This is a genomic window from Paenibacillus sp. FSL F4-0122, assembly GCF_038002845.1.
Lineage (GTDB): Bacteria > Bacillota > Bacilli > Paenibacillales > Paenibacillaceae > Paenibacillus_AQ > Paenibacillus_AQ odorifer.
Genome location: NZ_JBBODI010000001.1, coordinates 1,121,416 through 1,140,210, shown reverse-complemented (window position 1 = coordinate 1,140,210; position 18,795 = coordinate 1,121,416). Strand labels below are relative to the sequence as shown.

The following is an 18,795-nucleotide window of genomic DNA, read 5'->3' as shown; positions in this document are numbered from 1 at the left end:
TGTTTTTATTAATTGAGGGGGTAGAGAATTGAAGATTTTTGCGATAATTCTAATTCTTTTTATCATACAGATTGCATTGATTGTATTTCTGGAGTACCGCCGCCCGCAAAGGGCTATAGCATGGTTGTTTATTTCCTTCTGTTGTCCACCGCTTGGTCTGGCATTCTATTATTTTCTAGGTCGTGACTACAGACAGAATAGAAAATTGAACAAAAGATGTACTTCGCTCTTCCGGGAAATTCGTTCGTATGTCACTGGCAAGATTAAGGTAGTAAAACAAGCGTCGGATACTGGAAACGCTCAGTTTGAGAATAACGAAGGTTTATTGGTTTTGCTTGCAAAGCTCTCGGAAGGGCCTATTACAGGCCATAACAAAAGCAGAGTACTGTCAACTGCGAGAGAAGCGTACGACGCAATGCTGAAAGCCATGGAAGAGGCAAAAGAACATATCCACATGCAATTTTATATTTATCGTGATGATGAGATCGGAGAGCAATTTCAGGACGTTATGATTCGAAAGGCGCGGCAGGGAGTTAAGGTGCGTTTGCTTTGTGATGGACTGGGCAGTCATCGATTAAGCCGTAGGTTTATTCGAACCATGAGAAATGCCGGGGTGGAGTTCCACTTTTTTTTACCTCCGGTTAGTTCTTTACTGGATCGTCGTTTTAATTTCCGCAATCATCGGAAGATCCTAGTGGTGGATGGATTGATTGGTTTTACGGGTGGAATGAATATCGGGGATGATTATTTAGGAAAGGACGCCAAGATGGGTTACTGGCGCGATACTCATCTGCGTCTAGAAGGAGATTCTGTTTATTATATTCAGTATGTCTTCCTGAAGGATTGGAGACTGGCCTCTGGTGAAGGTATGAGCCATCCTCGTTTGTTCCCTGAGCACTCTTGTAAGGAGCAAGAAGCCGTGCAGATTGTAGGAAGTGGACCGGATGCTGCGATCGATGCTTCTCAGGAGATGTATTTTGCCGCTTTTTGCTCTGCTAGGGAACGGATCTGGATTACTTCGCCGTATTTTATTCCGGACCCTGCGATTTGTCGTGCTTTGAAGAGTGCAGTCCTTCGTGGAGTGGATGTTAGAATCATCATTCCGGCGAAGCCTGATAATAAGCTCGTTTATCATGCTTCTTTGTCTTATCTGGAGAATTTACAAGATGCAGGCGTGAAGTTCTATCGCTACACCAAAGGATTTATGCATGCCAAAGTCATGATTGTGGATGATCTGCTGGGTACGGTGGGAAGTGCGAATCTGGATATGCGCAGCTTCTATTCTAATTTCGAAATGACAGCGGTTTTGCTGCATCCTGAGACGATAGCAGTGCTAGTCGCGGGGTTTGAAAAGGATCAAAAGAACAGTGAATTCATTGATCCTGTAAAATTTAAGGAGAGAGGGAGAATTGTCAAACTCGGTGAAGGGCTATGTCAGTTGTTATCACCGCTGTTATGACCGGAAAGAGGACTAAATCTGAATTTTTCGAAGGATAGTACGTGTTCCATTCATTATTAGAGCATATTTTGTGATATAATAATTGTATAAGAAGAAATGTAAGAAAGTATAGATTGTAATTATACTTCCGAATGTTTCAAAACTATATTGTTAAATTGTAGGGGGAGTTCTATGAATGTGAGTCCACAAATGTTTACCAAAGAGGAGCAGAACAAACTGCAGAAGACCGGTGCCCATAAAATGGCTAAGTTCGCGCAGCGTATGGTTATGTTATCCATTGGGGCCGCCATGATGGCTGTTGCACTTGAGATATTCCTAGTACCTAATCAAATGATTGATGGCGGGATTACCGGTATCTCCATTATTTTATCACATTTATTCGACATTCCTCTGGGTATTTTATTGACACTGCTCAATCTTCCGTTCCTGTTAATCGGTTATAAGCAAATCGGTAAGACATTTGCCTTATCTACCTTATATGCGATTTTACTTATGTCTATCGGCACTTCAATGCTGCATCATGTAGAGGCCTTTACAGTTGAACCGATGCTTGCTGCCGTGTTTGGCGGTATCATACTAGGTGTAGGTGTTGGGTTGGTTGTACGTTTCGGGGGATCTCTAGACGGTACAGAAATTGTTGCGATTTTAGTGGCTAAGAAGCTTCCCTTCTCTGTAGGTGAAGTAGTTATGTTCTTCAACCTGTTCATCTTGTCCGGAGCAGGATTTGTGTTCGGTTGGAATAACGCGATGTTCTCCCTGATTGCTTATTATATTGCATTTAAGGTTATTGACATTACCCTTGAGGGTCTGGATCAATCGAAATCAGTATGGATTATCAGCGATAAATTCCGCGATATTGGGGAAGCTCTGACAGAGCGTCTTGGACGTGGTGTTACTTATTTAGATGGAGAAGGCGGATTTTCCGGTGAGAACAAGAAAGTGATCTTTGTAGTTATCACCCGTCTGGAAGAAGCTAAGCTTAAAACCATTGTTGAAGATTGGGATTCTGATGCATTCATCGCAATAGGTAACATCCATGATGTTAAAGGTGGCCGCTTCAAGAAGAAATCCATCCACTAGCGTAGCTCTTAAGTATCATTAACTGAAAGAAGGTATTTTTACGGATAAAAAAGCAATAAATACGGTGAACAAAGCTCGGCATGCCGTATTCTTATATAGTATACCTTCTGTCCTTGAGTGGGACGCCAAATAAGCTCGTAGCATGTAGTTGATGCTGCGGGCTTATTGCTGTTTTTGGGGCTTTTTTCAATGGGATTGCTCCTTTATGGGAGCTTAGCAATGAGCTGTTCAACGGGCTGTGGTGGCACTTTCTCTAAAAGATCTCCCATACGCTGAAGGCGTTCCTCGATATTAAGCAGATGAAAATTAGAGGGAGATACATTTTGCTGAACCTCCTCCCAGAGCAAGGGGGTAGAAACTGTAGCAAGCGGTCTTGCACGCGGTGTGTAAGGTGCAGCTAATGTTTTGCCGCTATAATGCTGGAGGTAGTCAAAATAGATTTTATCTCCGCGATTCTTTTTTAGACGTTCCAGGGTGAACAGGTTGGGATGCTTTTCGGTGACATAACGACCCACAAAATGCCCGATTTTCCGCAATCCATCAAAAGTAACACCAGTCTCGATAGGGACGATGATCTGCACCCCGGTAGCACCAGAGGTTTTGGGTACAGAGGAGAGGCCAAGGGAGGTTAAAACCGCCCCAACGATCGCAGTTGCTTCCATGATACGAGGTTCGATTTCAAGTGAAGGATCAAGATCAATCATCCATTCACAGGGCAGTTCGCTGCCTACATAATGCAGGGAAGGGTGAAATTCCAAAGCAGCCAGATTCCCCAGCCAGATCAGCTCAGGTAAGCCTTGCAGCTTGATATAGTTAATATTCTCGTGTACAGCGGTTTGGACAAAGGCTGGAAGCGGATCAGGTGCATTTTTCTGATAAAAGGACATTCCAGAGATGCCGTGCGGATAACGAATGACGGTAAGCAGCCGGTCTCGGCAATAACGCAGCAGATAGGGAGAGAGTGCAGCGAGCTTTTGCAGATAAATCCGTTTTGTAATGCCACATTCAGGCCACAGCAGCTTCTCTGGATTAGTGATGATGATTTCTTCTCCGTCTATGGTAATTGTACCTTTGATCGCTGCCGGCATCGGGAAACTCCTTTCTGTGATAGGAATGAAGGTATTATGTGTCAGTCTGCTCCTTTTCATGAAAAAAATATTCCCAAAGTGTCCCTTTTGGATGATCATAAGACTTATAAGGATATACGTTAATGAGAAAGGGGAGTTTGCTGATTTTGGACGGGATCGAGCACACCGTTGTTCGGGTACAGGCAGGCGAGGTAGATTCCTATGCCTTGATCGTCGAGGCTTTTCAAAAGCCGATTTACCGCTATTGCTGTCGGCTGCTTGGGAGCCGTACTGAAGCGGAGGATGCAGTACAGGAAATTCTGGTAAAGGCATATCAGCGTATAGGCACATACCGCCCTATCGCGAGCTTCTCTTCATGGCTATATAAAATTGCCTACCATCATTGCCTCAGTATGATCCGCAAACGTCAAAGCCAAATAAAGTTTATGGCGCTTTTTCAACCAGATCCGCCTGCGGAAAGCCCGGAACAGTTGATGGACCGTTACATATTTAACGAACATCTGACTTTTGCCCTCGCGAAGCTAAAGACAGAGGAGCGAAACTTGTTAGTACTTAGAATCTTTGAGGAACAGAGCTTCCCGGAGATTGCGGAGATTCTGGATAAGAATACTGATGCTGTGAAGAAGAAATACAGGCGAACGATTACGAAGCTTGGCAAAATGCTGAATGCTCAGAAAGGGGGAACGGAATGGTGCGGCAACGAGGCTTTGTTGAAGAGAAAATGATCAAGAAAATGGATGCGGTAGGGAGCTGCGAAGAGCTGGATGTAAAAGCAGCTGTTATGAAGCGGGTAAGAGCAATTCATGAACAACAGAATAGGATTGACGGTGAAAGGACGAGCATGGTTAGCGAGCTGAAGCCGTTCCCAGAACCGGAAGATCCTATTATGCAGAAGCAAAAGGAGATGCCCCAACACCCGTCTAGGTTTAGAAAAAGAGTGCTCACTGGAGTCTCCGCGGCTGTATTGCTGGGGATTATCGGGTTGGGTGCTCTGCAGCTGTCTGAACATGGAAAGTTATCGGAACAAGGTAGCCAGTTTACAATTGATATCACAAAACCCCAAGGTGGTATTATTACACTAGTGAACAGCGGAGGGAAGGCTGTTGTGAAGACGGTGCATAATAATACGCCTGATCCGACAACCTCGCCTGCGATAGAGAAGTATCAGAGCTTATCTATGACTTATAAAGAGCAAGTGCTTGCTCGTTTAAACACTGGGGAAATGGCTGCTTATTATGTGAAGGATGCTGAATTAAATAAGCTGGAGTTAGGGTTAGGCTATGGAAATCAATTGCAGTTTGCTTTTATTTCGCCGGTGTATTCGAAATATCAAGACTTCGTAAAAGAATTAAAAAATGTTGGCGATTTCTGGCCAGGGTTGCCTTCCTCGTTAGCTGATGGTTATGAATTCGAGCAAGGAACTTTTAATGCAGCTCCCCTATACAGGTCGCTAGACACAGAATATGAAGAAATCCTTGAACAATTTCAAAAAAAGGCTACAACCGATAAAACTGGCCAAAAGTTGTTTATGGAGAAGATAGCTGTAAATTCCATAGATAATGCTGAAGTTACCTACCACAAGGGACATGAAAGAATAACACTATCCTTAAGGCAGAGTGCCTTTAGGGGTTATACCATGCAAGTGTCTATCTTGGAAGGCCAGACTGCTGAAAAATGGTCTGTGACAGGCACGAGGAAAGAGGCAGTTTTTATCGCGGCGGGTACTGGAAAAGGGAAGAAAGCTTGGTCTTCTCAGAATCGATTGTATTGGTATGATGAAGCCACCCAGATGGTTCTTTCTCTAAGCGACAAGCAGGAGAGTAAACTGACTCGTGAGCAATGGCAAAAGATTGCCACCAGTTTTATTCACTAGCTACTGTTCTAACTGTACATTATGAGAAGCTGTCTCAAAAGTAGTGAATTCTACTTGGGAGGCAGCTTTTTTTATGGAATAGGAAAAGTAATGGATATTACTGTGCCATGTGACGATATGCCACGCGTAGTGTTCTATGCTACTGGTTGGGGCGGTGGGCGATGTGCTATGTGTGATTTTCGTGCGGCTTGCAGTAGATGATTTTGTGGAATTAGTGGTATATGTGACGGTGGACTATGGGCGTTACGTTCTGTGTTTGTGCAATGTATAGAGTGCTTTAAACTAATTAGGGAAAAACTCCCTGAAAATAGCCGCTATTTGCCCTAAATGAACGAAATCAGGGAATTCCTCCCTAATAATCATGGGAATTTCTTTATTCGTTGCCGAATTGGCTGAATTTCAGGGAAGTTTTCCCTAATTATAAGTCCGATGAACAGAAATCTCTGAATTTTAGGGAGAAATCCCCCAATTGTTCTATAAGTGCTTCACATATTGCATCCTTAGGAGCATCACTTAATGCGTCACTTGTAATGTTAAGAACAAAAAAGAGGCTGTCCCAAGCAACTATTTCATGGCTTTTGGGACAGCCTCTTTTTTGTGAGAAAATGTCCCTTTTTCTAATGATGGATTGTTATAGAAGTGTAGTTAAAAAAAGTGGTGAAAATACATTACCATTTTGAAGGAGAGGATGTTAGAAATTGAAGCTTCATTATGATTTCAAAAAAACACTGATCGCACTCTCTGCAGCAATCTTGCTGGGAACAGGAGTGGCCGGGGGTGAGGATGTACCTGGCTTGTCCCTTACAATTGCGGTGGCATCAGGACAGCAGGCTGCATCACAAACTGATCAGAAGACTCAAAAGGAATTGCAGGCACTCGTAGCTGGAGTGAAGGAAGGTTCGCTTTTGGCCTACTACGTACGGGATAAAGTCTCCAATCCACAGGATACGATCAGCTTCTCTGGTAAAGGGTTTGTTTTTAAAGACTATAAATCCTTTGCAGCTAAGTTTAAAGCGCTAAAGGGTCCGTCTTCTCCGCAGCCCGGAAATCTTCCCAAAGGCTTCACTCTGGCGACAGCCATCATCTATCCACCGGCTGTAGCTAATGATTCAGAGCTGTACTTGCAACTAGAGCAGGAATTGAAAGCAGCAGCAGCTGCTGGTAATTCTAATAAACAGTTGTTTAGTAAAATCATCAGCTGGAACCAGACGAATTTGTCTATGCAGCTGTATGCCAAAGGAAAAGCTAATTTTAGCATTGTAACTGGGTCGCCGCCCGCCAAACTTCCAGAAGGAGCGGTACCTTTTGTACGAGCTTCGGAAACTAAGAAAGAATTAACGGTCAACGGCAGGAAAGTAGTACTTACAACTGATTCCGCTAAAGACGCAAGCTTTAACACAAAGCTAGTGTGGCTGGATAACTCAGGCACGATACAATATACCCTTTCAGACAATCGGGCTAGTACGCTGACGACAAATGAAATGTTGGCGGTAGCTAAAACCATGATCAAATAACCAAGGGGCTAAAGGAGGATATTATAATGACGATTAAGAAAAGCGCGGCGATTACAGCCTTAAGCTTATTAGTATTGATGAGTGCGGTGAGTGGAACAGCAGGCGCAGTGCCTGCGGGGAGTAATAATAAAAGTAAAGCTACCGCACCCGTTGAGCAGAATACGCCCGTATCTTCAACGATTGAAGCTTTGATTGCCAAAGAAAATACGGTTCCCTTACAAGCAGGCGAACTTAAGGTTCTGTATGTAAATGATAAGAAATCTAATCCACATGAAACCTTGAGTATAAGCTATATGCCATATAGATTCAGTTCTATAAACGAAGCGGCGCAGAAGTTTTTTTCCTTAAGCGGGAAGTCACTCCTGATACCCACTTCTCTACCAGAGGATTATAAGTTACAGGATGTCGTTTTAAATCCAGTGATTCCAATGTTTTTTAGCTCAGAGTATAAGACTCTCAGGGATCAGTTAAAAGCTAAAGCCCAAGCTGCTGGCAAAAAGGTGATTTCGCAAAGCTTGAAGTGGAGCAATACAGAAACTTCTATCACCTATCTACGAAATGGAGAGAGGGTGAATTTAAGATCTGCACCTGCATACACGCTACCGGAAGGGGTGACTTTGGCCCAGCTGCCTGGCGACCAAGATGAGAATTTGAACATCAACGGAGTTGAGGCGGTTTACACAGTTTTTGGGCCTCATCACGGAGATCTTAAAGTCCAGCTGGTATGGTCCAGTGCTGATGGAAGTGTCGATTATACGCTTACGAGTACAAAAAATACTGCGCAGACAAAGGCAGAGCTGGAGGCCCTTGTAACAAGACTTACAGTGCAACAAGAAACGTCCTCCCACTTCAGATTGGGAGGACGTTTCTTTATTAATTTATCCTTTTTGCTCCATTGTGCATGACTCCGGGGGAAGATCCACTTTAGCTTGAGTAACAGGCTGACGCAGAGTGCCTGAGGTGTTCCATTCCAGAAAATGAACTTTGAAGACGAGCTCCGGCTTTATCCAAAAAGCACCCTTGCCTCGCTGTGGAACATCGGCAAAGGGCATCCGATCCAGCTTAAGGCGGTGTGCCTCCGCAGTTAAGTCGCGTTTATCCTGTACAGTCAATTTGCCCGGACCGGCATGTCCGATATAATGCAAATTTCCTTTATCATCATAAAGACCAAGAAGTAGTGCGTTGACGATACCGTCACGGAACGTCACACCCCCGGCTACAGCTGTAATATCAGAACTGATTTTGCGTTTCTGCCAACGTTTATCTTTTCCGCCCGGAGCATAAGTACTGTTGATGTCCTTGCAGACGATTCCTTCCAAACGCTGGTTCTGAGTGGCGGCGAACAGTTCTGTAGGATCGGTATAACTTGGCACAGCTTGAACATGGGGATGGGGCAGCAGAATGTCACTTAACAGCTGCTGCCGCAAGAATAATGGTTGATCCATCGTCGATTGGCCATTATAAAACAGAATATCAAAAATCATATAAATGACAGGAACCTGATGCCTAACGACGGAAATCGTGGAACCATTTTTTAAACTGTCCCTCCGCATCACCTCGTGAAATGAGGGTTTGCCGTCCTTGAGTGCGATAATCTCACCATCAAGAATAACGGAGCCAGCCTTGCAGTAAGCAGATACATCAGTAAGCTCCGGGTATTGCATGGTACGGTAATTGCCACGTCTGTTAATAAGCTGAGTAGTGCTTCCATCGTAATAGGACAACATCCGCACACCGTCCCATTTAATTTGTGCGATCCACTGGTCACCTGCTGGAAGCTGCCCAGCCAGTATAGGTTCAAAAGGAATAATGGGCTGAAGCTTCATCCGCAGAGCCTCCTAAGATACGGTTGTTTTGCTTTTTGTGCTGCGGCGTTTCGGTTTCGGCGTAATAACAGGAGTCGGCCCGGAGACCTCGTTTTGCTGCTCCGCAGGTTCCGCGGCGGTTGTTTTGGTCTTGGTTGTTTTTCTTTTGGCAGCAGGAGCCGCTTTAGTTTTGGTTTTTGTGGTGCCTGTTAATGAAGGACCAGGGTCTGAAGGAATATGCTGCACAGCTTGAATACTGGCCTGCAAGGCAGCCATTAGATCAATCACATTGCTTTCCTGTTTAGCAGGAGCGATATGAAATTCCTCGCCTGCAATTTTATGTGAAATCAGATCAAGCATACGCTGGCGATAATCATCGGTATATTTTGCCGGATCAAAAGGAGTGGATAGCTGTGAGATCAGCAGCTTAGCCATTTCCAGCTCTTTATCGTTCACTGTCCCTGCTTCGGGCAGACCGGGCACTTGTGAGATCGGCCGCACCTCATCGGGATAAAAAATGGTCTCAATCGCAAGGCAATCCTCAAGCACACGGATCGCTGCCAGACTGCTTTTTGAGCGAATTGAAATTTTGGCGATGCCAATTTTACCTGTCTGCTTCATGGCCTCCATAAGAAGTCGATAAGCATTTGAGCCTGCCTGATCCGGGGATAAATAATAGGTTTTTTGAAAATAAATCGGATCGATTTCCGTCAGGTCAACAAAGTCGAGAATGGAGATGCTTTTACTGGTCTCGTCGGATAGTTGATCCAATTCCTCTTTGTCGAAGAGAACAAACTTCCCTTTTTCATACTCATATCCTTTACCGATCTCTTCCCAAGCTACTTCTTTGTCACATACCGGGCATTTGCGTACATACGACAGTGGGCTGCCACATTCCTTATGGATATAACGCAGAGAAATGTCCTTGTCTTCCGTAGCGGAGAACATTTTAACCGGAACATGCACAAGCCCGAAGCTTATGGCTCCTTTCCAAACGGTATGCATGAGAAACACCTCCTGATCTAAGTTGATTTGCTTTGGGTTAGTATGAGGCAGGAAAGGCTTTTCTAGCCGGGTGCATTTTTTGAGAAGCTTGGGAAAAAATAAACTCGGACCTGTGAAGTTGAGGAGGAGAATCTAAGGTATGGAACCAAGAGATAACGAATGGAGCGATGCGCTGAGCGAGCAGGATATTCCGGCCACAGTTGTGGATTGGGAGAGCATTATTGCACCCGCGGAGGCCAGTCAGGTATCCGATTCGGAAAAGCTGGATGCGGAACGAACCCTCGAAGATACATCACCCTTAGAATCGTAAACTTTAGGAAAGATAAAGGAGGAGAACAGTTGTGGACGTCAAACGGGCACAGGATATTTATGCTTCTAAAGAAACGGTAAGTGTACATTTGGATGGGGAGCCTGTATGGATTGAACATGTGGATGAAGAGAACGGAATGGCTACGGTACAAGTTGGTTCTCGACCAACCAATACGCACACTGTGGGTGTTGAACGACTCGAAGAGCAAGAGCACTAACAAAGGTCTACTTAGAGCGTACGTTAAAGCTGAATTATAGTTTTAAAAAAAGAGACTTTTTATGCTTAAGTTTGCGTAAAGGTCTCTTTTTTGATTTGGAGCATAATTGACATCAAGGTTGACGGTGTAAGATTTAAACCAATATATTGGGTCAGGCAGGAAAGTCCATTATTGTTGCGCTGAGTTCAGGAGTTATTGCGACAGTATTATTTTTTCAAGCTACGGATATGGTAAGGAGCAGTATGAGCGGATTAGCGGTAGTCGAAGCCACTCAATCTCTGGAGGTATTATTCGCATTATTAGGTGAAATGCTGATCCTGTCTTCGCCTTCACCTTCTTTATTGTCATGGGTCGGAATCTTAGTGATTATCCCTGGAATGATTCTACATAGCCTTTTTTCACAGCGTTCTGTATCGAAATCCAGCTTAACCATGCAAGTGAAAAAGAGGGCTGTACCTCCTTCGGCTTAAACAATGGGCAGGGACAGTTGTTGCGGTGGATGGACCATACCGATATAATTGAATGTAATGGTTTTCGACAGGGATATTTTAAAAGGTGGTAGTTGTAGTTGGACAAAACAGTCGAAACGGTGTTCACGTACCGTTCTTACAATCTGCAGGATACGGAGCAACTGGCAAGTGCAATAGCTGCTGCTTCAACGGCAGGAATGGTTATCGGTTTGGACGGTGATCTAGGCGCAGGAAAAACGGCCTTCTCGCAAGGTTACGCTCGCCATCTTGGAGTGAAAGGGATCGTAAACAGTCCTACTTTTACTATTATTAAAGAGTACGAAGGTCGTCTGCCGTTATATCACATGGATGTATATCGGATTTCACTTCAGGAAGCAGATGAGCTTGGATTGGATGAGTATTTCTATGGTCAGGGTGTTTGTTTGGTAGAATGGAGCAGTATTATTACGGAGTTAATGCCGCCGCGGCATATGCATATATACATGAAAACAGTTGGACCGGAGGAACGAATCATTACGGTGACCGGAATCGGGGCGCCTTATGGTGAGCTTTGCCGGGAGCTGATCCAGAAGTGGGGTTAATGAATATGACGAATGAGAATACAGAGCCGCGCAAGCGGCTTTTAGCGCTGGATACATCAACTGCTGTATTGGGGGTTGCAGTGACCGAAAATGGAGAATTATTGCATGAAATTAATGCTTCCGGTGAACGGAATCATTCGGTGCATTTGCTGCCGATTATAGAGCAGGCGCTGCAAGCTTCGGGAACAACCGTTGCTAATCTGGGCGGGATTGCAGTTGGTGTGGGTCCGGGATCTTATACGGGAACACGGATCGCGGTTACGGCTGCCAAAACGCTGGCTTGGGCATGGAATGTCCCAGTAGTTGGTGTTTCGAGCCTGCATGCTGTGGCATGGGGTGGGTATGAAACAGCCCTTAAGAATAAGACGACAGCAGAGTCAGGACAAGCTAGTGCGAACAGTGGCTACGGTCCAGACTGGATCATTCCACTGATGGATGCGCGCCGGGGACAGGTCTATACAGGGTTATTCGCAGCGGATGGGAATAGTGCTCTCAGCCGCCTTGAACCAGATGCCATCCGGTTGATGGCCGACTGGGTGGAGTACTTGGCAGAACGTTTACAACAGGCTTCAGCCGAAGGAACTAAACCAGCTATTCTATGGTTTGTTGGAGAAACCACTGTACATGGCAGTGAAGAATCACTACATCCGCTGGCGGAACTCGGCACTTCTGTAGCTGTTCCTTATGAGCTGGAGGGGCGTTGGACAGGCTTCCTTGGTGAAGCCCGGCTGCAAGTAGAGAATGATGATATTCATAGCTTAATCCCTAACTATACTCAGATTTCGGAAGCGGAGGCCAATCTGCGGTTAAGTAGTAAAGGAGGCTTAAAACGATGACGGAAGTGGAATCATTGAGAGCACAAGAGGCTGATCTTGTTTTTCGCCTGATGAAGCTGGAGGATATACCGGACATTCTTATTATTGAGCGCGAAGCCTTTACCATGCCGTGGACAGAGGAAGCTTTCCGGAATGAGCTGACGCATAATCATTTTGCTAAATACATGGTCATGGAGCTGGCGGGTCATATAATTGGCTATGCTGGAATGTGGGCTATCGTGGATGAGGCGCATGTGACGAATATTGCCTTACTCGAAGCTTATCGTGGACGTAAATGGGGTGAGCGCCTGTTGGAAGAGTTAATGAATACTGCCTCTTACGTAGGCATGAAGTCCATTACACTTGAGGTGCGGGTATCCAACGAGGTAGCTCAGAATTTATATCGTAAAAAAGGCTTTCGTTCTGCCGGCACGCGCAAAGGATATTATTCCGATAATCGCGAGGATGCACTCATTATGTGGGCGGATCTACCGGAGTATAAGGAGCATGGCTATTTGGAAGGAAGCGTGGACTTGAAATGAAGACAGAAACAGGCGCAGCTCAACCTGTACTAATACTTGCTATAGAGACCAGTTGTGATGAAACCTCGGTGGCCGTGGTCAAAAACGGATCAGAAGTGTTATCCAACATTATCTCGAGTCAAATAGAGACACATCGCGCTTTTGGGGGCGTGGTGCCAGAAGTGGCTTCCCGTAAACATGTGGAGGTAATTACGCTCGTAATCGAGGAAGCGCTCGCCAAGGCAGGCGTTACACCCGAACAATTGACTGCGGTAGCGGTGACTCAAGGCCCGGGGTTGGTGGGCGCTTTACTGGTCGGGGTAGTAGCAGCTAAAAGCCTTGCCCTTGCATGGGGCAAGCCGTTAATTGGCACGCATCATATTGCAGGCCACATCTATGCTAACCGCCTGGTTGCAGAGTTGCAGTATCCTTGCATGACACTAGTGGTGTCAGGTGGACATACTGAACTGGTTCATATGGAGCGTGAGGGTGAGTTTCGAATTATCGGCCGCACGCGTGATGATGCTGTAGGTGAAGCATATGATAAAGTGGCTCGGGCGCTTGGGTTCCCTTATCCCGGTGGCCCCCATGTAGACCGCCTGGCACGCGAAGCGACGGAAGTTGTTGCATTGCCGCGGGTATGGCTGGAGCCGAACTCTTATGATTTCAGCTTCAGCGGTCTAAAATCGGCGGTGCTGAATGTGGTGAATCAGAGCAAAATGAAAGGTCTTGAACCCAATGTCGCAGGCATCGCCCGGGGGTTCCAAGAATCGGTAGTAGAAGTGCTGGTGGAAAAGGCGGTACGCGCCGTTAAAGCCACTAACTCCAAACAGTTATTGCTCTGTGGGGGTGTCGCTGCTAATGGTGGACTCCGCTCGGCATTAATCTCGCGCTGTGAAACGGAGGGCATTGAACTTATTATTCCGCCCCCGGTATATTGCACTGATAATGCGGCGATGATTGGAGCAGCTGCGTACGTGAAGTGGCAGCATGACGGTGGAATACCGCTGGATATGGTTGCTGACCCTGGATTCTCACTGGAACAATGGTCTGTATCTGCCTATTGACATCATTTGGAGCTAACGAGTATAATCAGTTCAATTAAACAAGCAAACGCGATGAGCGGAAGTAGTAAGGATACTCTGGGATAAGAGAACTGCGGGTGGGTGCAACGCAGTCGAAGGAGTCCTGAACTCGTCTGGGAGCGGAGCGGTGGAAGCATTACTGGCAATTGTCGCCGGAACGTTTGTACACCGTTTACGGGTAACCTCCGTGATAGGGTGGTCTAGTACCTAACATACTGGACCGTAGAGTGGATGTTCAATTGGAATCGACAGTAACTTAGCCGATACAGAGCATCAACAAGAGTGGTACCGCGAAGGTTAACAGCCTGTCGTCTCTTGAATGAGATGGCAGGCTTTTTTGTATGGATTTAGAGTGGTGAATAATTTATATTACACACGCTAAGAACGGGAGTAGTAGAGTTTGACGGTGAACAGAGAGCTGCGGGTTGGTGCGACGCAGTCACCGGATTTCTTGAAGCTCGCCCGGGAGCGGAGCGGCGGAACTAGAGTACGCTGCCTACGATTGTCCTCGTTATCGGACCTTTCCCGATTTAAGCTGGCACTCCAGCTTAAATCGGGAAGAAGAGCTGGACGCAGCTTTAAGGCTTGTTATTAAGACAGCCGATGCGTCAAAAAGAGTGGTACCGCGGAGGGGTAACCCGCCGTCTCTTTATTAGAGACGGCGGGTTTTTGCGTTCTTGTAGAAGAAGTCCGAGTTATGGACTCATCGCTACATAAGACGCCAAAATTGAACGCTCTGCACATTGTGCAGAGATTCATTTGTATCAGCTGCCGGCAGCAGTGGGTGGGAAATGAGCAGAACCGCAAGTCGACGTGTGGTTCTGCGCTGAAGCATAGGATAGAGATAAAGCATCCAATTACATGAAAACAAAACTAGGAGGAATTTAGATGATTATTCCAGTTAAGAAAAGTATACAAATTTTCGATACGACTCTGCGCGATGGTGAGCAAGCCCCTGGGGCGAGTCTGACTCCTGAGCAAAAAATATTGCTGGCCTATAAGCTTGCTGATCTGGGTGTTGATGTAATGGAGCCGGGGTTCCCGGTATCGAGTCCTGGAGATTTTGCAGCGGTGCAGACGATTTCGCGCAAGGTGCGCAACGTGGAGATTTGTGGTTTCGCGCGGGCCGTAAAAGGAGACATCGATGCTGCAGTCCGGGCCACTCAAGACGCTGAACGTCGGCGGATTCACTTGTTTATTTCTTCTTCTGATATTCATTTGCAGCATCAACTGCGTATGAGCAGAGCTGAAGTCGTAGCTAAAGCGCGCGAGATGACGGCTTATGCGCGACAATTCTGTGATGTAGTTGAATTCACGGCCATGGACGCTGCACGGACAGGGATTGATGATCTGATTGAAATGGTTGAGGCAGTTATAGAGGAAGGGGCCTCCATTATTAACCTGCCGGATACAGTAGGATACGCATTGCCACATGAATATGGCGAGATGTTCCGGAGAGTGCGGCAGGGAGCAAGAGGTGGCGGCAAGGTCAGCTATAGTGCCCACTGTCATAATGACTTGGGGCTGGCTGTAGCTAACAGTCTGGCAGCGATTGATGGAGGGGCGACTCAGATAGAAGTCACCGTGAATGGTGTAGGCGAGCGCACAGGGAACTGCGCACTGGAAGAGCTTGTTATGGCGCTCGAAACCCGCGGCGATGCAATCGGTGCAGAAACAGGCATCGTGCTCGATAAACTGTATGATACTTCACGGCTGATTAGTGGAGCGATGCATTTTCCAATCGCCTATAACAAGCCGGTCGTCGGAAGAAATGCCTTCCAGCATGAATCCGGGATTCATCAGGATGGCCTGCTCAAGGATCGTAGTACCTATGAGATTATGGATCCCGAACGGCTGGGCATCCCCCGCAGCATGATCATTCTGGGCAAACATTCTGGCAGACATGCGCTGAAGGATCGGGCTGCGAAGTATGGAATAACGCTGGAGCCTGCGGAGCTGGATGCACTTTATGAGTCCTTTAAAGAGACCGCTGACCGTCAAAAGGTGGTCAGTGATGACCAACTGCTGCAAATGGTAAGCAGTACAACTGGACAACAAGCTCAGGTCTATGAGCTGGGTGAGGTTCAGGTATTGGCGGGCAGTGCCCAGCGCCGTGTAGCTGCAGTTACGGTACGCCATCTGCAGACTGGCCGGGAAACGTCACATACCAGCACTGGCGAAGGCCCGCTTGAAGCGATTATCGCCGCTATTGGGCAAGGGATTGCTGAGGAGATAGACTTTGCAGGACTCGAGCTTCATTCGCTTGGAAGCGGAGAGAATGCTCAAGCAGAAGCAGCGGTGATGGTGGAGTGGGAGGGCCTAAAATTCAGAGGCACGGCCACTCACCAAGATATAATTATGGCGGCTGGCATCGCTTATATCGCAGCCTGTAATGCTGCCCTGCTCTCTACACAGATTGTCTAAAATACGACGTGCCCGCTGTCAGTTTAGGAGATAGCGGGTTCTTTTTTAGCATAAATTCGGTCTTGTAAAATGGGGTTACGTCTTTTGTCAAGTTGTGGACAACGTTATCCACATATTCTGCCTGAGTTGTGTAAAAAGTGCGTAAAATCAGCAATAACGGCTTTTTTCAAAATGCTCTAATAAACAATTTTGTTGGCAATGAAACACTGTGAGAATTGTGGATAATGTGGATAGATCCGTGGATAATAATTCCTTTTCCTTGAAAATACCGATTTAACGCATAAAAAAGACCCCGAAGGGTCTTTTAAAGTAGGGAGTTATACACGAAACCTGTGTATAGAGCTGTGGATAACTATTTATGAACAAATCTAGAACGATGAAAAAATATTTATAAGGAGGATTTACATTATTCGTCAGCAAGGATTTCCCATTCGCTAAAGAAATCTGCCAGCTGAGATTTTTTGTTCTTTAGGTCCTCTTCATAACCTTGAAGTGCTAAATAATCCTGATAAACTTCAGGTTTAGTCATTTCATGCTCTATAAATACGATCGATTCTTCGAGTGTGGCGATGTTCTCCTCAAGCTCTGCGATACGCCGTTTGCGGTTACGCTCTTCACGCTTAGCCTGCTTGTCTGCTTCAAAAGAGGTTACAGCGCTTTTTTCAGGTACAGCAGTGTCCTTATTGACGTTTTTAGTAGCTAGTTCAGCGGCATCTTTTGCAATCTCTTCTAATTCTCGTTTCTTCTCGACATAGTCATCGTAGTTGCCGAGGTATTGGTCGATCCCTTCGGGATGCAGCTCCAGTACGCGTTCAGCCATTTTGTTCAAAAAATAACGGTCATGGGAGATGAACAGCAGGGTACCTTCGAAATCAATTAAAGCAGATTCCAGAACCTCACGGCTGACCAGATCCAAATGGTTGGTAGGTTCATCGAGAATTAGCATATTTGCACCGCGGAGCATTAGTTTAGATAACGAAACCCGAGCTTTTTCGCCGCCGCTGAGTGCGGAAATTTTCTTAAGAACATCCTCTCCGCTAAAAAGAAAATTGCCAAGGATCGTACGAATTCTGGCTTCCTCGATCATTGGATATTCACTCCACAGTTCTTCCATAACCGTATTTTGTGGATTAAGTCGGGTTTGTTCCTGATCATAATAAGCAATTTTTACTTTAGTGCCCCAATTCACCGTTCCGGCAGAAGGCTCACGGGTTCCGGTCATACACTGCAGCAGCGTGGATTTACCGATACCATTGGGACCAATCAGGGCAGCAGTCTCCCCGCGACGAAGCTCAAAAGAGGCGTCCTTGAATAAAGGTGAACCTTCATTAAAGGCAACCGCAACATTGCGCACTTGAAGCACCTCTTTTCCAGACATGAAGTCTGGCTCAAAGGAGAAGCTAGCTTTCTTCAGATCGCCCATTGGGCGATCTAGACGATCCATCTTTTCAAGCGCTTTGCGTCTGCTCTGTGCACGTTTTGTGGTGGATGCCCGGACAATATTTTTCTGAACGAAATCCTCCATCCGCGAAATTTCATCCTGTTGCTTCTCATATTGCTTCATCCGTGCTTCATATTCGGCAGCCTTCAAATCTACATACCGACTGTAGTTACCTGTATAACGCCGGGACTGGTGCCGCTCGATCTCTACAATAGTAGTCACGAGCCGGTCTAGGAAATAACGGTCATGGGATACAACCAGAATCCCGCCAGCATAGCTGCGGAGGTAATCCTCCAGCCACGTTAACGTTTCGATATCCAGATGGTTAGTAGGCTCATCCAGCATCAGAAGATCCGGAGCCTGAAGCAAAATACGGGCCAGCGCGAGCCGGGTCTTTTGGCCTCCACTAAGGGTAGAAATGGGTGTATCCGGTGGAAAATCACTGAAGCCCATGCCGTGTAGGACACTGCGAATCCGTGTATTCATTTCATAGCCGCCGTGGTCCTTGAACCAATCCGAACGCCGCGCATATCGTTCAAGCAGTTCTTCGTACCGCTTGGGATCTTCCGCGAGCTTAGGATCAGCAATACTTACTTCTAACTCTCTCAGCTCAGTTTCGGCTTCGATTAGCGGAGCGAAGACCGCCATCATTTCTTCATGAATGGTTTTGTCAGATTGCAGTCCGCTATTCTGAGCTAAATATCCGATTGTTGTTTCTTTTGATTTATGAATTTGACCGCTGTCATAAGACATCTCACCGGCCAGAATTTGTAGAAAAGTTGATTTGCCGGCACCATTCACACCCACTAGCCCGACACGTTCCTTTTCATTTACCTGTAGGCTTATGCCATCCAGTACGTTCTGTATACCATATGATTTAGTAATTCCTGTCGCTTGAAGAAGCATAACGATGAAACCTCCACCCTTGCATATTTCGCCTTGGTATTTATCCCTCAGCCGTATGAACAACTTATTCTATAGTTTACATGAAAAGCGTTTCCCAAGCGAGGGTTCGATCTAATGTAAGGAGGGAATAACGACCTAGTCCGATAACACAGTTCTATCCACCTTGGCGAACCGGGGAGAAGAGTGGTAAACTGGATTTAC

General features: G+C 46.1%; 18 protein-coding genes and 2 other annotated features. Of the genes, 14 read left to right on the top strand and 4 right to left on the bottom strand.

Annotation, left to right across the window (positions count from 1 at the left end; all coding sequences use genetic code 11):
• Positions 1 to 28: 28 nt before the first annotated feature.
• Positions 29 to 1,459, top strand: a complete 1,431-nt coding sequence (gene cls / locus MHH49_RS04890; RefSeq protein WP_341137941.1) for a cardiolipin synthase — start codon at positions 29 to 31, stop codon at positions 1,457 to 1,459.
• Positions 1,460 to 1,699: 240 nt separating this feature from the next.
• Positions 1,700 to 2,539: a YitT family protein gene (locus tag MHH49_RS04885; protein ID WP_235219386.1), complete on the top strand. Its 840-nt coding sequence runs from the start codon at positions 1,700 to 1,702 to the stop codon at positions 2,537 to 2,539.
• A gap of 203 nt (positions 2,540 to 2,742) precedes the next feature.
• On the opposite strand, the gene ligD is transcribed toward MHH49_RS04885, so the two are convergent.
• Positions 2,743 to 3,627, bottom strand: coding sequence for a non-homologous end-joining DNA ligase (gene ligD, locus MHH49_RS04880; protein ID WP_036676536.1), 885 nt, complete (start codon positions 3,625 to 3,627; stop codon positions 2,743 to 2,745).
• A gap of 122 nt (positions 3,628 to 3,749) precedes the next feature.
• Between ligD and MHH49_RS04875 the strand changes: the two genes are divergently transcribed.
• From MHH49_RS04875 to MHH49_RS04860, 4 genes are all read left to right on the top strand, one after another.
• On the top strand, positions 3,750 to 4,352 hold the full coding sequence (locus tag MHH49_RS04875; RefSeq protein WP_341137940.1) for an RNA polymerase sigma factor: 603 nt from the start codon (positions 3,750 to 3,752) through the stop codon (positions 4,350 to 4,352).
• Positions 4,316 to 5,500, top strand: coding sequence for a hypothetical protein (locus MHH49_RS04870; RefSeq protein ID WP_076104237.1), 1,185 nt, complete (start codon positions 4,316 to 4,318; stop codon positions 5,498 to 5,500). Before MHH49_RS04875 ends, MHH49_RS04870 begins: the two co-directional genes overlap by 37 nt.
• Positions 5,501 to 6,198: 698 nt before the next feature.
• Positions 6,199 to 7,014 (top strand): hypothetical protein, encoded by an 816-nt coding sequence (locus tag MHH49_RS04865; protein ID WP_076104238.1) that lies wholly within the window; start codon positions 6,199 to 6,201, stop codon positions 7,012 to 7,014.
• 26 nt (positions 7,015 to 7,040) lie between these two features.
• Positions 7,041 to 7,919, top strand: a complete 879-nt coding sequence (locus tag MHH49_RS04860) for a hypothetical protein (protein WP_341137939.1) — start codon at positions 7,041 to 7,043, stop codon at positions 7,917 to 7,919.
• On the opposite strand, the gene MHH49_RS04855 is transcribed toward MHH49_RS04860, so the two are convergent.
• On the bottom strand, positions 7,893 to 8,840 hold the full coding sequence (locus tag MHH49_RS04855) for an ATP-dependent DNA ligase (protein WP_038568937.1): 948 nt from the start codon (positions 8,838 to 8,840) through the stop codon (positions 7,893 to 7,895). The two genes, MHH49_RS04860 and MHH49_RS04855, sit on opposite strands and share 27 nt — an antisense overlap.
• Positions 8,841 to 8,852: 12 nt before the next feature.
• Complete coding sequence (gene ku, locus MHH49_RS04850) at positions 8,853 to 9,824, bottom strand: non-homologous end joining protein Ku (protein WP_038568938.1); 972 nt, start codon at positions 9,822 to 9,824, stop codon at positions 8,853 to 8,855.
• 139 nt (positions 9,825 to 9,963) lie between these two features.
• Here ku and MHH49_RS04845 point away from each other — a divergent pair, with 139 nt between their 5' ends.
• The 8 genes from MHH49_RS04845 (at position 9,964) to MHH49_RS04810 (ending at position 16,247) form a co-directional block, all read left to right on the top strand.
• The gene (locus MHH49_RS04845; RefSeq protein ID WP_162636663.1) at positions 9,964 to 10,134 is read left to right on the top strand and encodes a hypothetical protein; all 171 of its coding nucleotides are present in this window, start codon (positions 9,964 to 9,966) and stop codon (positions 10,132 to 10,134) included.
• A gap of 31 nt (positions 10,135 to 10,165) precedes the next feature.
• Entirely contained in the window at positions 10,166 to 10,351 is a 186-nt protein-coding gene (locus MHH49_RS04840; RefSeq protein ID WP_036676525.1) for an H-type small acid-soluble spore protein, read from the top strand.
• A 146-nt stretch (positions 10,352 to 10,497) separates the two neighbouring features.
• Entirely contained in the window at positions 10,498 to 10,821 is a 324-nt protein-coding gene (locus MHH49_RS04835; protein ID WP_445667553.1) for a multidrug resistance efflux transporter family protein, read from the top strand.
• A 98-nt stretch (positions 10,822 to 10,919) separates the two neighbouring features.
• Positions 10,920 to 11,402 (top strand): tRNA (adenosine(37)-N6)-threonylcarbamoyltransferase complex ATPase subunit type 1 TsaE, encoded by a 483-nt coding sequence (tsaE, locus tag MHH49_RS04830; RefSeq protein ID WP_445667552.1) that lies wholly within the window; start codon positions 10,920 to 10,922, stop codon positions 11,400 to 11,402.
• A gap of 5 nt (positions 11,403 to 11,407) precedes the next feature.
• On the top strand, positions 11,408 to 12,238 hold the full coding sequence (gene tsaB, locus MHH49_RS04825) for a tRNA (adenosine(37)-N6)-threonylcarbamoyltransferase complex dimerization subunit type 1 TsaB (RefSeq protein WP_341138772.1): 831 nt from the start codon (positions 11,408 to 11,410) through the stop codon (positions 12,236 to 12,238).
• Complete coding sequence (rimI, locus tag MHH49_RS04820; RefSeq protein WP_036676521.1) at positions 12,235 to 12,759, top strand: ribosomal protein S18-alanine N-acetyltransferase; 525 nt, start codon at positions 12,235 to 12,237, stop codon at positions 12,757 to 12,759. The genes tsaB and rimI overlap by 4 nt, the downstream gene beginning before the upstream one ends.
• A complete protein-coding gene (gene tsaD / locus MHH49_RS04815; protein ID WP_036676520.1) occupies positions 12,756 to 13,805 on the top strand; it encodes a tRNA (adenosine(37)-N6)-threonylcarbamoyltransferase complex transferase subunit TsaD in 1,050 nt (349 codons plus the stop codon). The genes rimI and tsaD overlap by 4 nt, the downstream gene beginning before the upstream one ends.
• A 42-nt stretch (positions 13,806 to 13,847) precedes the next feature.
• Positions 13,848 to 14,142 (top strand) — a binding site (T-box leader).
• 52 nt (positions 14,143 to 14,194) lie between these two features.
• Positions 14,195 to 14,475: a binding site (T-box leader), on the top strand.
• A gap of 236 nt (positions 14,476 to 14,711) precedes the next feature.
• Positions 14,712 to 16,247 (top strand): 2-isopropylmalate synthase, encoded by a 1,536-nt coding sequence (locus MHH49_RS04810; protein ID WP_341137938.1) that lies wholly within the window; start codon positions 14,712 to 14,714, stop codon positions 16,245 to 16,247.
• A gap of 406 nt (positions 16,248 to 16,653) precedes the next feature.
• Here the strand turns inward: MHH49_RS04810 and MHH49_RS04805 are convergent, their stop codons facing one another.
• A complete protein-coding gene (locus tag MHH49_RS04805) occupies positions 16,654 to 18,594 on the bottom strand; it encodes an ABC-F family ATP-binding cassette domain-containing protein (RefSeq protein WP_036676516.1) in 1,941 nt (646 codons plus the stop codon).
• Positions 18,595 to 18,795 lie beyond the last annotated feature (201 nt).

What these genes read in the sequence shown, in the direction of transcription:
- ligD (WP_036676536.1), bottom strand. Translation starts at nt 3,627, where the DNA reads ATGCCGGCAGCGATCAAAGGTACAATTACCATAGACGGAGAAGAAATC.
- MHH49_RS04875 (WP_341137940.1), top strand. Translation starts at nt 3,750, where the DNA reads ATGAGAAAGGGGAGTTTGCTGATTTTGGACGGGATCGAGCACACCGTT.
- MHH49_RS04860 (WP_341137939.1), top strand. Translation starts at nt 7,041, where the DNA reads ATGACGATTAAGAAAAGCGCGGCGATTACAGCCTTAAGCTTATTAGTA.
- MHH49_RS04855 (WP_038568937.1), bottom strand. Translation starts at nt 8,840, where the DNA reads ATGAAGCTTCAGCCCATTATTCCTTTTGAACCTATACTGGCTGGGCAG.
- tsaD (WP_036676520.1), top strand. Translation starts at nt 12,756, where the DNA reads ATGAAGACAGAAACAGGCGCAGCTCAACCTGTACTAATACTTGCTATA.
- MHH49_RS04810 (WP_341137938.1), top strand. Translation starts at nt 14,712, where the DNA reads ATGATTATTCCAGTTAAGAAAAGTATACAAATTTTCGATACGACTCTG.
- MHH49_RS04870 (WP_076104237.1), top strand. Translation starts at nt 4,316, where the DNA reads ATGGTGCGGCAACGAGGCTTTGTTGAAGAGAAAATGATCAAGAAAATG.
- rimI (WP_036676521.1), top strand. Translation starts at nt 12,235, where the DNA reads ATGACGGAAGTGGAATCATTGAGAGCACAAGAGGCTGATCTTGTTTTT.
- ku (WP_038568938.1), bottom strand. Translation starts at nt 9,824, where the DNA reads ATGCATACCGTTTGGAAAGGAGCCATAAGCTTCGGGCTTGTGCATGTT.
- MHH49_RS04885 (WP_235219386.1), top strand. Translation starts at nt 1,700, where the DNA reads ATGGCTAAGTTCGCGCAGCGTATGGTTATGTTATCCATTGGGGCCGCC.
- MHH49_RS04845 (WP_162636663.1), top strand. Translation starts at nt 9,964, where the DNA reads ATGGAACCAAGAGATAACGAATGGAGCGATGCGCTGAGCGAGCAGGAT.
- MHH49_RS04805 (WP_036676516.1), bottom strand. Translation starts at nt 18,594, where the DNA reads ATGCTTCTTCAAGCGACAGGAATTACTAAATCATATGGTATACAGAAC.
- tsaB (WP_341138772.1), top strand. Translation starts at nt 11,408, where the DNA reads ATGACGAATGAGAATACAGAGCCGCGCAAGCGGCTTTTAGCGCTGGAT.